The following is a 15,406-nucleotide window of genomic DNA, read 5'->3' as shown; positions in this document are numbered from 1 at the left end:
CGGTGACCCCTCCTTCCTCCAGCGACTCGGGAGGCGATGACCGCTCTCCCGAGCACAGACCCGGCGGCGGGCCGCAGGGCGGTCCCGATCCGGACGGGCAGCGCTTCGTGCTGCACAAACCGGGGGGTGAGCCGGTCCGGACGGGCCGCAACCTCCCGGTGGCCATCGCCAGCGGGTGCGCCCTGGGCGCTCTCGTGTTCTTCTCCATCTTCCCCCTCCCCCAGCTGTTCACGATCATCACCTCCCTGGGGGTGCTGATCGGCCTGCGCGAGGTCAACCGGGCGTTCGCGGGCAAGGGTATGGCCCTGGCACTGGCACCGCTGGCCGTGGGCGGCGTGGCCATGCAGGTCGCCGCCTACTTCGGAGGAACCGACTGGCTGGTGGGCACGACCGCGCTGACCGCGATCGTCGCTCTGGTGTGGCGGTTGCGCGGAGGGACGGAAGGGTTCGTGGCCGACGTCGCGGCCAACCTGTTCACCCTGGTGTACCTGCCGTTCCTCTTCGGCACGTGGCTGCTGCTCATCTCCCATCCCGAGGACGGCCAGTACCGCCTGGTCACGTTCATCGTGGTGACGATCTCCAGCGACATCGGCGGGTACTTCGCCGGAATCCTGCTGGGTCGGCACAGGATGGCGCCGGTGATCAGCCCCAACAAGACCTGGGAGGGCTTCGGCGGATCGGTCGTGGGCTGCGCCGTGGCGGGCGCGCTGTGCGTGACGCTCATGCTGGACGGCCCGTGGTGGGTCGGCGTGGTCCTGGGCCTGGCCGTCGTGCTGGCCGCCACCGTCGGAGACCTCATCGAGTCGCTGTTCAAGCGCGACCTCGGGGTCAAGGACATGGGCAGGTTCATGCCCGGGCACGGCGGCCTCATGGACCGCCTGGACTCGCTGCTGATCGCCGGCCCCGTGACGTGGATGGTGCTGAGCCTGCTGCTGTAGGCGGTCGCGGACGGGGCGGGTCCTCCCGGGGCCCGCCCCGTCGGCGTCCCCGCTTCTGGCCCCCCGACCGGGCGGGTGGATACGCTCGTCGGGTGGATGAACCGCTGATCGAACGAATGCGCGTGTACGGCGAGACGGTCTTCGCCGAGATGACGCGGCTGGCCGTGGAGACCGGATCGGTCAACCTGGGGCAGGGGTTCCCCGACACCGACGGTCCCCGCTCCCTGCTGGAGGCCGCCTCCGGGCACATCCTGGAGGGGGTGAACCAGTACCCGCCCGGGCCGGGCCGCCCCGAGCTTCGCCGGGCGGTGAGCCGCTACCGGGCCCGCCACTACGGCATCGAGCTGGACCCGGACACCGAGGTCTACGTGACCGTCGGCGCCACCGCGGGGATCGCGGCCGCGATGCTCGCCCTGGTGGAGCGCGGAGACGAGGTGATCGTCTTCGAGCCGATGTACGACTCCTACGCCGCCATGATCACGCTGGCGGGCGGGGTGCGCAGGCCGGTGACGCTGCGGCCGGACCCCGTGACCGGCCGGTTCGCCTTCGACCCCGCCGAGCTGCGCGCGGCCGTGGGCCCCCGCACGCGGATGGTCCTGGTGAACACGCCGCACAACCCCACGGGGACCGTGTTCACCGCCGGGGAACTGGAAGAGGTCGCGCGGGTGTGCCGTGAGCACGACCTGATCGCGTTCACCGACGAGGTGTACGAGTTCCTCACCTTCGACGGGCGGCCGCACGTGCCGCTGGCCACCCTGCCGGGCATGCGCGAGCGGACGCTGTCGGTGTCCTCGGTCGGCAAGATGTTCGCGGTGACCGGGTGGAAGACCGGCTGGGTGATGGGGCCCGAACCGCTGGTCAAAGCGGTGCGCACGGTGAACCAGTTCCTCACCTTCTCCGCGAACGGCGCGCTCCAGCTTGCCGCGGCCGGGGCAATCGACCGGGAGGAGGAGTGGGTAGCCGCCCAGCGCACCGCCCTCCAGGGCAAGCGCGACCGCCTGGTGGAGGGGCTGACCGGGGCCGGTTTCGAGGTGGACGCGTGCGAGGGCACCTACTTCGTCATGGCCGACATCCGCCCGCTCGGGTACACCGACGGGGTGGAGGTGGCCCGCGCTCTGCCCCGGGAGGCCGGGGTGGCGGCGGTGCCCGCCCAGGTGTTCTACGACAGTCAGGAGGAGGGCGCGCACCTGCTCCGGTTCGCGTTCTGCAAGAGGGACGAGGTGCTGGACGAGGCGGTCGCCCGCCTCTCGGGCTGGCACGCGCGGGGGAGCTAGGATCCCGCCGCCGTGCGCTCCGCCGGTGCGCACGGCGGCGTCCGTCAGGCCCGCGGGACCCGGCGGGAGCGCGCGTCCATCACCTCGACCAGGCGCCGCTCCGCGTCGGGCCCCGCGGTGATCCGGGGCAGGCGCCACATCAGGGCGGCCCCGGCCACCCACCACACGAGCACCATCAGCCACTCGTTGGGCCAGCTCAGCGCCGCGGGCATGCCGGGCAGGTAGAGCAGGAGCAGTCCCACGGACAGCACGAGTGCCAGCGTTCCCACGGGGACGCCCGCCGGGACGGTGAAGGGCCGCTCCATGGCGGGTTCGCGGCGGCGCAGCACGAGGAAGCTGACCACCACGGTGACGAAGCCGACCACGATGTTCAGGCCGCCGGCGTTGACCAGCCAGCCCAGCATCGGCTCGCCGAAGAACGGGGACACCAGGGAGAGCGAGCCGACGAACAGCACGGCGTTGGACGGAGTGCGAAAGCGAGGGTGCAGACGGCCGAACCAGGCCGGGAGCATCCGCGAGGCGGCCATGGCGTAGATGAGGCGGCTGCCGCCGATGAGGAAGGCGTTCCAGCTGGTGAGCAGGCCCGCGACACCGCCGAGGACGAGCAGGTTGCCCATGGCCGCGCTGTCCCACATGGCGGCGACGGCGTCGGCGGAGGCCAGTTCCGAGTCCGCCGGTTCGGCCGGGCCCAGGCCCGAGCCCGCCGTCAGCACGACCATCACGTACCAGGCCGTCGCGCAGAGCACCGACAGCACCAGCAGGGTGCCGACCATGCGGTACGGGAGTCTGATCTCGGAGGCCGACTGCGGGATGACGTCGAAGCCTACGAAGAGGAACGGGACCGCCACCAGGACCACGAACATGCCCGGGACGCCGCCGAAGAGCGGTCGCATGTTGTCCACGGACCCGCCGACGAACGCGCCGGTGACCATGACGGCCCCGGTGACCAGCAGGAAAAGTACCGCGATGGTCTGGAAGGCGCTCGCGGGTCTGATCCCGACGTAGTTGACGGCGGTCATCAGCGCGGCCGCGGCCACGCCGACGGCGACCAGACCGGCGTGGACGTCGTACCCGGCGACGGTCCACAGGCGGCCGACCGCCATGTCGGGGAAGAGGTAGACGAGGGTCCGGGGGACGGCCACGGCCTCGAAGGCGACGACGGAGACGTAGCCCAGGATCATGGCCCAGGAGGCGGTGAAGGCCCACTTGGGTCCGATGGCGCGCATGGCGTAGTGGTGCTCCCCGCCCGCGTGCGGCATCGCGGCGACGAGTTCGGCGTAGGTGAGGCCGACGAAGGCCATGATGACTCCGCCGACCACGAAGGACAGCGCCGCGCCCGCGCTGCCCGCCGCGCCGACGAAGTCGCCCACCAGCACGATCCAGCCGAAACCGATCATCGCGCCGAAGCCGAGGGCGAGGACGTCACCCCTTCCCAGCACCCGGACGAAACTCTGGCTGTTGTCGGACACGGGGCCTCCCAGCGGTCGCGCCTGTGGTGCGGGACACACAAGCACGCGGCGGGGGTGAGCGGAAGGGCCCCTCGCGGAGGTTTTCGGTCCTGTTCCGCTTCCGCCGCCCGCACCGCTCGCGCACCGGTGCGGTGCCCGGGCGCGGCCGCCGGTCGGCGAGGACGCCCCACCCGCGAACGCGCGGTCCGGCGGCCGGACGCGGCGGGTGTTCCCGACGGGCGGTCAGACGTTCGTCCGTGAGCCCGTTCCCTCCGGGGCCGAAGAGCTCACGGGTTCCACACCATGGTCCGCTGGTGCACGCGCTTCCCCCGGAAGCGCAGGCCCGGCACCACAGGGGCCGGACCGTGGGGTTCGAACCCGGCCCGCGCGAAGAAGCGCACGGCGCCGGTGTTCTCCACGAGGGTCTGCAGGTGGCAGCCGCGGGATCCCCGGGAGCGCAGCCGCTCCTGCCACTCGCGCACTAGGGCGGCGCCCACGCCGGTGCCGCGTGCCCGGGACTCGACGTTGACGTGCAGGTGGGCGGGCCAGCGCGGGTCCGAGAGCTCGCCCGCGGTGGGCCTGCGCCTGAGGGCGGACACTCCCGTGTCCAGCATGGCCCGGGCGAAGAAGGCCGCGGGTCCGCGACGCAGCGCGAGCCGGTGCTCCCGTATCGCGCGGTCCATGAGCTCGCTCTCCCCGGGCATCGCGGCGGGTTCGGGGCAGCCGGTCAGGTAGCCAGCCATCCGTCCGTCGACGAGGGCGACCAGCAGCGAGTCGGGCACGTGGTCCATGTAGGGGTCCAGGTAGATCGCGGCCTCGGACGGGAGGTGTCCCCACAGCTCCCCGGACGGCGACCCCTCGCCCGCACGGGCGAACAGCGCCCGCAGTTCGGCGCGGTCGTCCTCGCGGAAGGTCCGGATCTCGGTACTGGCCACGGCGCCGCCCCTTAACTGTGTATCAAGTACAGTGTAGATGATACACAGTCTGGTGCCCGGGCCGACGGGCCCGGGCACCGCACCGTGGGCCCTGCTAGGCCTCGGGCTCGAACCAGACCGCGCCGAGCGGGGGCAAGGCGATCTCCGCCGAGAACGGCTGCCCGTCCCAGGGCACGGGCTCGGCGTCCACGCGGGCGGGCGCGGGGTGGTCCGACCCGCCGAAGCGCGCCTCGTCGGTGTTGAGCACCGCGTTCCAGCGGCCCCCGGAGGGCAGGCCCATCCGCCGCCCGGTACGGGGCACCGGCGAGAAGTTCACCGCGCAGGCGAGCACCGAACCGTCCTCTCCGTGGCGCAGGTACGACAGCGTGTTCCCCTCGCGGTCACCGCCGTCCAGCCAGGTGAAGCCCGCCGGTTCGGTGTCCCGCGACCACAGTGCGGCCCGTGGCCGGTAGACCTCGTTGAGAGTCCGCACCAGACGCTGCGCCCCCGCGTGGTGCTCGAACTGGAGCAGCCACCACGGCACGCCCTCCCGGTGCGACCACTCGTCGCCCTGGGCGATCTCCCCGCCCATGAACAGCAGCTGCTTGCCCGGGTGGGACCACATGAACGCCAGGAGCGCGCGCAGGGTCGCCGACCGCTGCCACTCGTCGCCGGGCGGCTTGTTGAACAGCGACTGCTTGCCGTGCACCACCTCGTCGTGCGACAGCGGCAGCACGTAGTTCTCGCTGTAGGCGTAGACCATCGAGAACGTGACGTCGTCGTGGTGGTACTGGCGGTGGACCGGCTCCTTCTTGACGTACTCCAGGGTGTCGTGCATCCACCCCATGTTCCACTTGAACCCGAAGCCGAGCCCGCCGTGGTCCACGGGCGCGGTCACGCCCGTGTAGGCGGTGGACTCCTCCGCGATCATCGCCACGTGCGGGTTGCGCCGGTAGACGGTGGTGTTGAGCTCCTTGAGGAAGTCGATCGCCTCCAGGTTCTCCCTGCCTCCGAACACGTTCGGCTCCCAGGCCCCGGAGCCGCGCGAGTAGTCCAGGTAGATCATCGAGGCCACCGCGTCCACCCGCAGGCCGTCGACGTGGAACTCCTCCAACCAGTACAGGGCGTTGGCCACGAGGAAGTTGCGCACCTCGGTCCGCCCGTAGTTGAAGATCAGCGTCCCCCAGTCCGGGTGCTCGCCCCGGCGGGGGTCGGGGTGCTCGTACAGCGCGCTCCCGTCGAAGCGGGCCAGCGCCCACTCGTCCTTCGGGAAGTGCGCGGGCACCCAGTCCAGCAGCACGCCGACGCCCGCGCGGTGCAGGGCGTCCACCAGGTGGCGGAACTCGTCCGGCGTGCCGAACCGTGGCGTGGGCGCGTAGTACGAGGTCACCTGGTATCCCCAGGAGCCGTCGTAGGGGTGCCCCGCCACGGGCAGGAACTCCACGTGCGTGAACCCCATGTCGGTCACGTACCCGACGAGCTCCTCGGCCAGTTCGGCGTAGCCCAGTCCGGGCCGCCAGGAGCCCAGGTGCACTTCGTACACGCTCATCGGCGCCCGGTGCTGCTCCACGCCCTTGCGCTCGGCCATCCACTCCTGGTCGGACCACACGTGCGTGGAGGAGGTGACCACGGAGGCGGTCGCCGGCGGCATCTGCGTGCACCGCGCCATGGGGTCGGCCTTGTCGCGCCAGTGCCCGTCGGCGCCCAGGATCTGGAACTTGTACAGGCCGCCCTCGCCGATCCCGGGCACGAACAGCTCCCACACGCCGCTGGAGCCGAGGCTCCGCATCGGGTGCCCGACGCCGCTCCAGTGGTTGAAGTCGCCGATCATCCGCACGCCCCGCGCGTCCGGCGCCCACACCGCGAACCGGGTGCCGACCACCTCGCCCATCGCGGTGTCCTCGACCCGCACGTGCGCTCCGAGGGCGTTCCACAGCTCCTCGTGGCGGCCCTCACCGATCAGGTGCAGGTCCAGCTCGCCCAGGGTGGGCGCGAACCGGTAGGGGTCGGCGGCAACGTGCTCGGCGCCGTCCTCGTAGCGGGCGCTGATCCGGTAGTCGGGCCCGGAGCCGAGCCTGCTCCGGGACACCTTCGCGGAGAACACGCCCCGGTGCAGGTGGTCCAGGCGCAGCCGCGAGCCGTCGGCCAGGACGGCGTGCACCTCCACCGCGCCCGGCCGCAGGGCCCGAACGACGGTGCCCCGGCCCTCGGCGTGCACGCCCAGCAGCGCGTGCGGGTCGTGGTGGTGGCCGTCCACCAGCCGGTCCAGGGCGGCGGACAGCTCGGGGTCGGGCCCCTTGCGCCGGGAGGCGGCCGGGGCCCTCCCGTTCGCCGCGGCCTTCCCGTCGGCGGAGGCCCGGCCCTTCGAGGAGGCCGGGGTCCGCTTCGCGGCCGGAGCCCTCTCAGCCGTCTTCGCCGTCGCGGCCTTCCCGCTCGCCCTGGCCGCCCCGGCTCCGGCGGGCTTCACGGGGGCGGGTTCCACCGCGGCCGCCGCCTCGGCGACCGGCACCTCCTCCACGACCGGGATGCTCTCCACGGCCTTCTTCTTCGGGTTCTTCCCGTTCGTCGCAGTCTTGGCTGCGCTGGCACGCGGACGTTGTTCGCTGCGCGGCGAGGTCAATGCTGACTCCGTGGTACTCGTGCGGACGGATCGGGGGGCGTGGTGGTCGAAGCTGAGGCCGCCCCGCTCGGGGGAGGCCGGGCTCTTCGGGGCTCCGCTTCGCTCCGCCCCGTGCTCGGGCGCCTCAAGGGCCCGAACCCTCGGCGCCTTCGGCGGGTCGGCCCGTTCCTCGCGAACCCGCCTCCGGCACCTCCGGAACCCCGCCGACGCCCGAGCCCGGCCACCCAGGGGCCAAGCGAACTTTCACCGGACACCGCCTAACCGGGCACGGGAGGCGCGGCCGCGGTCGCGATGGACTCCAGCGGGACCCGCAGCCAGTTCGGCCGGTTGCGGGCCTCGTACAGCACCTCGTACACGGCCTTGTCGAACTCGAAGGCCCGCAGGACCGCCAGGTGCTTCTCCGGGTCGGCCCCGCCGCCGTCGGCGTAGCCCCGGCAGAACGCCTCGCGGTTGTGCCGGGCCCAGGAGCGGGCCGCCCACTCCAGATCGGGGTCGCCCGGGTGCCCGATCAGCAGGTGCCCGGCCGCGTAGTCGAAGGAGCGGAGCATCCCCGCCACGTCCCGCAGCGGGCTGGACAGGCGCTGGCGGTCGCGCACCGGCACGGTGGGCTCGCCCTCGAAGTCCAGCAGCACCCATCCGGACCCGGTCCGGATCGCCTGCCCCAGGTGGTAGTCGCCGTGGATGCGCTGTATCGGCAGCGGCTCGTCCACCTCGGAGAAGTCGGCGTAGGCCTCCATCACCCGGGGCGCGTGCTCGGCCAGCTCCGGCACCTCGGCGCTGGCCATCGCCAGGCGCTCGACCATGGCGTCGGCCATCTCGGCCGCGCCCGTCGGGGTGAGCACGTCCGTGGGCAGGGCCCGGGCCAGCGACCGGTGCACCTCGGCGGTGGTGCGGCCCAGCCGGGCGGCCTCGCCGGTGAACGCGGACTCGCGACCGTCCCCCGGCCCCTCCAACAGGGCGCGCACGTTGGCGGTGGCGAGTACCCACCCGTCCGTGGCGTGCGGGATGTAGGTCTGGAGCATGGCCAGCGTCGTCGGCGTGGAGTGCCCGACCAGGTCGGCCTCGATCCACCCGCACGGCCGGGCCACGTAAGGGGCCCCCGACAGGGCCATGTTCAGCTCCAGGTCCGGGTTGGGCCCGGGCCAGAGCCTGCGGAAGGTCTTGAGGACGTAGTCCTCGCCGAAGACCAGCGACGTGTTGGACTGCTCGCCGGTGAGCAGCCGCCCGGCCGAACCGGTGCGGATGCTGGCGCCCGGCAGGCTGCGGAAGCGCACCTTCCCGGAGGGCTCGGCCCCGGTGGGGGCGGCGAACCGCTCCAGGAGCATCCGTGTCAGCTCCTCGTCGTGGGCGGCGTCGTAGACCACCCTGGGTCTGCCGCCCGCCACCCGGCACACGCCGATGGCCACGCGCGCCAGGTCCGGTGGCAGGGACCGCGGCGGCCGCGAGCCCAGCAGCACCTGGTAGCGGGAGCTGCGGCCCCGCTGTCCGGCCTGGAGGACCAGGACGCTCAGGTCCGGGCCTTCGGGGCCCGAGGTGACCAGCGTGTGCCTGCTCTCGACCCGGATCTGGCGGATGGGGATCCCCTTGCCGGAGAACCAGCGCTGTCTCGGTAGCCACACGGCCAGGAGTTCTTCGAGTTGGGACATGTCAGAGCGACCCGTTCCCCTTCTCGCCCCCACCCCGGCCCGTGCGCTCGGCGGCCGGGCCGGAGGGGCCCGGGGCGCGCACCGCGCTCCCGTGGGAGGGGGTGCGGGCGCCGTCGCCGAAGGCGGGGGAGAACCCGGCCGGGATGCTGGACGTCGTGCTCAGTGGGTGGTCCGGTGCGTGCGGCCGGGCCGAGGCCGCCGACACCGGCGAGCTCTCGAAGGTGGCGTGCACCCGGGCCCCGGCCCCGGGCAGCCCGTAGGACGGCATGCCGTCCCGGCTCGTGCCCTCGGACTCCCGGTGGGCTGTGACGGGTAGCTGGAACCAGTAGAAGCCGTGCCCGGGCAGGGTGAGCAGATAGGGCAGCTCCCCGATCTCGGGGAAGCGCACACCGCCCACGCACTCCACCGGAGCGACCCCGGCGTAGCGCCCCAGGTCCAGCTCCACGGGCTGCGGGTACCGCGACAGGTTGTTGACGCAGAGCATCCGGTCGTCGCCGTGCTCGCGGATGAAGGCCAGCACGCTCGGGTTGGTGGCGTTGAGTTCGGTGAAGGCGCCGGTGCCGAACACGGGGTGGCGCTTGCGGATCTGGATCATGCGGCGCGTCCAGTGCAGCAGCGAGCCGGGGTTGTCGCGCTGGGACTCCACGTTGAGCGCCTGGTACCCGTAGACCGGGTCCATGATCAGCGGCAGGTACAGGCGGGCCGGGTCGCCCTTGGAGAATCCGGCGTTTCGGTCCGAGCTCCACTGCATGGGCGTGCGCACGGCGTCGCGGTCGCCCAGCCAGATGTTGTCGCCCATGCCGATCTCGTCGCCGTAGTACAGGACGGGCGAGCCCGGCAGGGACAGCAGCAGGGCCGTGAACAGCTCGATCTGGTTGCGGTCGTTGTCCAGCAGGGGTGCGAGCCGCCTGCGGATCCCCACGTTGGCGCGCATGCGGGGTTCCTTGGCGTACTCGGAGTACATGTAGTCGCGCTCCTCGTCGGTGACCATCTCCAGGGTCAGCTCGTCGTGGTTGCGCAGGAAGATCGCCCACTGGCAGTTGCGGGGGATCGGCGGCGTCTGGGCGAGGATCTCCGAGATGGGGAAGCGCTGCTCCTGCCGGACCGCCATGAACATGCGCGGCATCAGCGGGAAGTGGAAGTTCATGTGGCACTCGTCGCCGCCGGACTCGAAGTCGCCGAAGTAGTCGACGACGTCGGACGGCCACTGGTTGGCCTCGCTCAGCAGCACGCGGTCGGGGTAGAGCCGGTCCACCTCGGCGCGCACGCGCTTGAGGAACTCGTGCGTCTCCTTGAGGTTCTCGCAGTTGGTGCCCTCGCGCTCGTACAGGTAGGGCACGGCGTCCAGGCGGAACCCGTCGATGCCCAGGTCCAGCCAGTAGCGCAGGACCTCCAGGATCGCCTCCTGGACGGCGGGGTTCTCGAAGTTGAGGTCGGGCTGGTGGGAGAAGAAGCGGTGCCAGTAGTACTGGCCGCGGACCTCGTCGTAGGTCCAGTTCGACGTCTCGGTGTCGACGAAGATGATGCGGGCCTCGTCGTAGCGGTCGTCGGTGTCCGACCACACGTAGAAGTCCCCGTAGGGCCCGTCCGGGTCCTCGCGGGAGGCCTTGAACCACGGGTGCTGGTCGCTGGTGTGGTTCATGACGAGGTCGGTGATGACCCGGATCCCGCGCCGGTGCGCCTCGTCCAGGAGCTCCACGAAGTCGGCGGTGCGGCCGAACTCCGGGAGGATCTTGAAGTAGTCGGAGATGTCGTAGCCGCCGTCGCGCAGGGGCGACTCGTACATCGGCAGCAGCCACACGCAGTCGATGCCCAGCCACTGGAGGTAGTCCAGCTTCTGCACCAGACCGGCGAGGTCGCCGGTGCCGTCGCCGTTGGAGTCGAAGAAGCCCCGGGCGAGCACCTCGTAGAAGACGGCGTGTTTGTACCAGTGGGGATCACTGGTGCCGCCGGAGGACATCAGCGGGCCGGTGGCGGCCCCGGTGGCCGGGGCGAGCGGGCCGTGTTCGGCGTGACCGCGTCCGCCGGGGCCGGGCTCGTCTTTGCTCATCTAATGCTCCCCACCAAGAATGTTCGGCGTCGGTTCAACAGGCGTTTCGGACACGGCGGGGCTCCGGCGGAGCAGCGGCTCCGCCGGGCCCCGCGCGCTGGTTCCGGAGCCGCTATCTGCCGCTGACGGTGAACACGTGCGCGGGACCGGCCGCGGGGTCGAGTCGGACGTAGTTGTCCGCACCCCAGGTGTAGGAACGGCCGGTCAGCTCGTCGGTCACCCTGAGCTCCTCCTCCCTTGTGAGGCCGATGGACGGCAGATCCAGGTGCACCGTCGCCTCGCGTGCGCGGTGCGGGTCGAGGTTGACGACGGCGATCACGGCGTCGTCGGGGTCCTTGGGGCCGGTACCGGGCCGGTGCTTGGAGAAGCAGACGATCTCGGGACGGTCCACGTGGTGGAAGCGCAGGTTGCGCAGCTCCCGCAGGGCCGGGTGCTCCCGGCGCAGCCGGTTGAGCAGTGTGAGGAGGCCGGCGAGGGTCTCGCCGGAGGCCTCGGCCGCGGCCCAGTCGCGGGGGCGGTACTGGTACTTCTCCGAGTCGAGGTACTCCTCGCTGCCCGGTCCGGCCGGGGTGTTCTCGCACAGCTCGAAGCCGGAGTAGACGCCCCAGGTGGGGGAGAGCAGGGCCGCCAGCACGGCGCGGACGGCGAAAGCGGGCCGACCGCCGTGCTGGAGGTAGGCGTGCAGGATGTCCGGGGTGTTGGCGAAGAAGTTGGGCCGCAGGTAGTGGGCGCTCTCCCGGCTCAGCTCGGTGAGGTAGTCGGTCAGCTCCTCCTTGCCGTTGCGCCAGGTGAAGTAGGTGTAGGACTGGTGGAAGCCGACCTTGGCCAGGGTGCGCATCATGGCGGGCCGGGTGAAGGCCTCGGCGAGGAAGAGCACGTCGGGGTGCCTGTCGGCGACGTCGGCGAGCAGCTTCTGCCAGAACGCGACCGGTTTGGTGTGCGGGTTGTCGACGCGGAAGATCCGCACGCCGTGCGCGATCCAGTGCTCGACCACCCGCAGGACCTCCGCGTAAAGGCCCTTGAAGTCGCGGTCGAAGTTGAGCGGGTAGATGTCCTGGTACTTCTTGGGCGGGTTCTCGGCGTAGGCGATGGAGCCGTCGGCCCGGGCGGTGAACCACTCGGGGTGCTCGGTGACCCAGGGGTGGTCGGGGGAGCACTGCAGGGCCAGGTCCAGGGCGATCTCCATGCCGTGCTCGCGGGCCTCGGCGACGAAGGCGTCGAAGTCGGCGAGGGTGCCCAGGTCGGGGTGGACCGCGTCGTGGCCGCCGTCGGCCGACCCGATGGCCCACACCGAACCGGGATCGCCGGGACCGGCGGTCAGGGCGTTGTTGGCGCCCTTGCGGTGGGTGGTGCCGACCGGGTGGATTGGCGGGAGGTAGACCACGTCGAAGCCCATGTCGGCGATGGCGGGCAGGCGCTTGGCCGCAGTGGCGAGGGTGCCCGAGAGCTCCTGGCCGGGCACGGTGTCGACCTGGGCGCCCTCCGAGCGCGGGAAGAACTCGTACCAGGAGCCGAACAGCGCGCGCTCGCGGTGGACGACGACGCTGGTGCGCCTGGACCTGGTGACCAGCTCGCGCAGGGGCGCGCGCTCCATCTCGGCCAGGACCTCGGGGGTGAGCGCCGCCTCGAAGCGCTCCACCGGTGTCATCGAGGTGTCGCGCAGCGCCTTTGCGGCGGCGTTCAGGAAGGGGCGGCGCGGAACCCGTCGCCCGGCGCGGGCGAGCAGGCGGGCGCCCTCCTCCAGGACGAGTCCGGTGTCCTGGTCCAGCGGGAGCTTGACGCCCGCGACGTGGTGCCAGGTGGCGAAGGGGTCGGTCCACGACTCGACGGCGAAGGACCACGTCCCCTCCGCGGGGAGGCTGACAAGGGCCTCGTAGCGGTCGGTGCCGGGGACGTGCTCGCGCATGGGGACGAGCTGTTCGCGGCGTCCCTCGGGGGAGTAGACGACGACGCCCGCGGCGAGGGAGTCGTGGCCCTCGCGGATCACCGTGGCTCCCACGGTGAAGCGTTCGCCCGGAACCGCTTTCACCGGTCCGAGGTCGTTCTCTGGAGAGATATCGAGGATGGGCAGGCGTCCGATCACTGGCTACACCGTAATTGTCGTGGTTCGACGTTGCGGAACCGTGCTGTTTTTCGGCAGGAGGAAATAACCGGGAGTTGGTCCGGGGCAAGGCGGAGTTCGCGGATAATCCGGAACAGAAACTGTCCGGATTAAGGCTTCGGTGCCCTCCGCTGTCTATCGTCTGCCCTCTTGTGGTGTTTGGCGGAGTGCCATGGCCGGATAATTTCTGTGATCCTGATCACGCTGGGTGTGTGTGCTAAGAGCCGGTGTTTGTCGGGTTTCTACCGAGTAAACCTCTCAAAACGGTCATAAGGATGCAGTCGATTCAGGCGTCTCTGTGGTTGTTTTCCGATGCATTATGTGGAAATGACGGAAAACTGATCGGTAATGTTGGACGGTGTGCTGCGGTGGGTAGGGATGACCGAATGCACGCGCGAGCTGTATGGCCGTATTCCGGACATCCGGGCGTGGACGGATAGTCGCCTAGGGAACTTTTGTCCCGTATTCGTCCACCCGTGGCCCGCGGGCTCTTCTCCGGGGGCGCCCCTTCCGGTGTCGGTTGTGTGGCGTGCCTGTTTCATGGTGATCGACGAAATATGTTCGCCATGCGGTGCTTTGCTTGTCATTGAGGAATTTTTTCGCCGACGCGCCCGTCAACCCGGTCCGCCCTTTACGTCCGCCCTGAGAGCGTGGTCGACGGAGTTGCCTGCCCGCACGTTCCGCGGGCGGGGCGGCACACGGACGTAGGGGGCGACGTGACGGAGTCCAACCAGCGTCCGCCGCGTGGGCGGCGGCACGAGGCCCCGCGCCGGAACTGGCGCGGGGCCGTCTCCCGCGCGGTGCCGGCCGCCGCGGGTCCGCGTGTCCGGCGGTGGGCCGAGGTCCTGCGCCGAAAGGTGTCGGAGCCGACCCCGACGGGGGACCGCCGGGAGACGGTACAGCGCCTGGCCGGAACCAGCGCGGTCGCCGGGCTGCTCACGGCGGCGATGGTCATGCCCTGGGTCGGCGGTCTCGGACTGGCGGCCAAGGACTCCGCCGCGGCCTTCATGGCCCTGCCCAGCGACCTGGCCGTGCCGCGTCCGTCCGAGCGCGTGCTGCTGACCGACGTCCACGGAGAGCCGATCGCCGAGGTCGCCGAGCGCGAGCGCGACGTGGTTCCGCTGGACGAGATCAGCCCCTGGGCGCCCGCCGCCCTCATGGCGATCGAGGACGACCGCTTCTACGAGCACGCCGGGCTGGACCTGCGCGGCACGCTGCGTGCCGCCGTCCGCACCGCCCTGGGCAACACCCAGGGCGGGTCCACCATCACCCAGCAGTACGTGAAGAACCTCCTCATGGAACAGGCCGACACCGAGGAGGAGCTGGCGAGCGCCAACGCGCGCACCCTGACCCGCAAGGTGCTGGAGCTGCGCTACGCCATCGAGCTGGAGGAGAAGCTCACGAAGGACGAGATCATGGAGGGCTACCTCAACCTCGCCTACTTCGGCCAGAACGCGTACGGCATCGAGGTCGCCGCCGAGCGCTACTTCTCCGTCCCGGCCTCCGAGCTCGATCCCGCGCAGGCCGCCACGATCGTGGCGCTGGTGCGCGCGCCCTCGTACTACGACCCGCTCACCAACCCCGAGGCCTCCGTCGAGCGCCGCAACCTGGTGCTGGACCGGATGGTCGCCACCGGACACCTGGAGAGCGCGGAGGCGCAGGAGTACAAGAGCCGGGGCCTGGAGGTGGACGAGACCCCCCGCGCGGGCAGTTGCTTCAGCAGCGAGGAGCCCTTCTTCTGCGACTACGTCATGCGGTGGCTGGGCGGCTCCGACGCGCTCGCCGAGACCCGGGAGGAGCGCGACCGGATACTGGAGCGGGGCGGGATCACCGTGCGCACCACCCTGGACCTGGACATGCAGGAGGCCGCCGAGCAGGCGATCGAGCGCTACGTCCCCGCGGGCGACTCCCACAAGTTCGCCGCCGAGGTCCTCTTGGAGCCCGGTACCGGCCGGGTGCGGGTGATGGCCCAGAACATGCGCTACGGCTTCGGCGACGAGCCGGGCACCACCTCGATCAACCTGTCCGTGGACCACGAGGACGGCGGGTCGCTGGGCTACCAGGCGGGTTCGACGTTCAAGCCGTTCACCCTGGCCGCCGCCCTGGACGCCGGGCTCAAGTACGACACCAGCTTCTCCTCGCCCAAGTCCACGACGGTGAGCGGTCTGGAGAACTGCGAGGGCGGCAGGATGGCGCCCTGGGACGTGGGCAACGCCGGGGAGAGCGACGGCGGCGAGCACAACATGATCAGCGGGACGAAGGGTTCGGTGAACACCTACTTCGCCCAGCTCCAGGAACGCGTCGGCCTGTGCGAGACGGCGGAGATGGCCCGGAGCCTGGGCGTCCACCGCGCGGACGGCGAGGACCTGCAGGTGTGGAGCTCCTTCACCCTGGGCGACCAGGAGGTCTCCCCGC

Annotated in this window: 9 protein-coding genes; 3 read left to right on the top strand and 6 right to left on the bottom strand. The window is 71.2% G+C overall.

The annotated features are described in order from the left end of the window. The first annotated feature begins 2 nt into the window (after window positions 1-2). Both ABD54_RS02080 and ABD54_RS02075 read left to right on the top strand, forming a co-directional pair. Window positions 3-938: a phosphatidate cytidylyltransferase gene (locus tag ABD54_RS02080; RefSeq protein ID WP_047867735.1), complete on the top strand. Its 936-nt coding sequence runs from the start codon at window positions 3-5 to the stop codon at window positions 936-938. Window positions 939-1,030: 92 nt separating this feature from the next. Beyond that, the gene (locus ABD54_RS02075) at window positions 1,031-2,212 is read left to right on the top strand and encodes a pyridoxal phosphate-dependent aminotransferase (protein WP_047867734.1); all 1,182 of its coding nucleotides are present in this window, start codon (window positions 1,031-1,033) and stop codon (window positions 2,210-2,212) included. A gap of 44 nt (window positions 2,213-2,256) precedes the next feature. On the opposite strand, the gene ABD54_RS02070 is transcribed toward ABD54_RS02075, so the two are convergent. The 6 genes from ABD54_RS02070 to ABD54_RS02045 form a co-directional block, all read right to left on the bottom strand. After that, complete coding sequence (locus ABD54_RS02070; protein WP_047867733.1) at window positions 2,257-3,681, bottom strand: APC family permease; 1,425 nt, start codon at window positions 3,679-3,681, stop codon at window positions 2,257-2,259. Window positions 3,682-3,947: 266 nt separating this feature from the next. Continuing rightward, entirely contained in the window at window positions 3,948-4,595 is a 648-nt protein-coding gene (locus ABD54_RS02065; protein ID WP_047867732.1) for a GNAT family N-acetyltransferase, read from the bottom strand. Between the two features lie 94 nt (window positions 4,596-4,689). Beyond that, window positions 4,690-6,855: a 1,4-alpha-glucan branching protein GlgB gene (gene glgB, locus ABD54_RS02060; protein WP_394324527.1), complete on the bottom strand. Its 2,166-nt coding sequence runs from the start codon at window positions 6,853-6,855 to the stop codon at window positions 4,690-4,692. A gap of 596 nt (window positions 6,856-7,451) precedes the next feature. After that, entirely contained in the window at window positions 7,452-8,840 is a 1,389-nt protein-coding gene (locus ABD54_RS02055; RefSeq protein WP_047867731.1) for a phosphotransferase, read from the bottom strand. 1 nt (window position 8,841) lies between these two features. Then, complete coding sequence (gene treS, locus ABD54_RS02050) at window positions 8,842-10,890, bottom strand: maltose alpha-D-glucosyltransferase (RefSeq protein WP_047867730.1); 2,049 nt, start codon at window positions 10,888-10,890, stop codon at window positions 8,842-8,844. Window positions 10,891-11,002: 112 nt separating this feature from the next. Continuing rightward, window positions 11,003-12,973 (bottom strand): alpha-1,4-glucan--maltose-1-phosphate maltosyltransferase, encoded by a 1,971-nt coding sequence (locus ABD54_RS02045; RefSeq protein WP_047867729.1) that lies wholly within the window; start codon window positions 12,971-12,973, stop codon window positions 11,003-11,005. Between the two features lie 875 nt (window positions 12,974-13,848). Between ABD54_RS02045 and ABD54_RS02040 the strand changes: the two genes are divergently transcribed. Further along, the coding region (locus ABD54_RS02040; protein ID WP_235431937.1) for a transglycosylase domain-containing protein at window positions 13,849-15,406 on the top strand (1,558 nt) is incomplete at its 3' end.

Origin of the sequence: Nocardiopsis sp. RV163 (assembly GCF_001029525.1) — a bacterium.
Lineage (GTDB): Bacteria > Actinomycetota > Actinomycetes > Streptosporangiales > Streptosporangiaceae > Nocardiopsis > Nocardiopsis dassonvillei.
Note: the sequence above shows the minus strand (reverse complement) of the source record. Positions and strands in the feature narration are given on the sequence as shown.

What these genes read in the sequence shown, in the direction of transcription:
- ABD54_RS02055 (WP_047867731.1), bottom strand. Translation starts at nt 8,840, where the DNA reads ATGTCCCAACTCGAAGAACTCCTGGCCGTGTGGCTACCGAGACAGCGC.
- treS (WP_047867730.1), bottom strand. Translation starts at nt 10,890, where the DNA reads ATGAGCAAAGACGAGCCCGGCCCCGGCGGACGCGGTCACGCCGAACAC.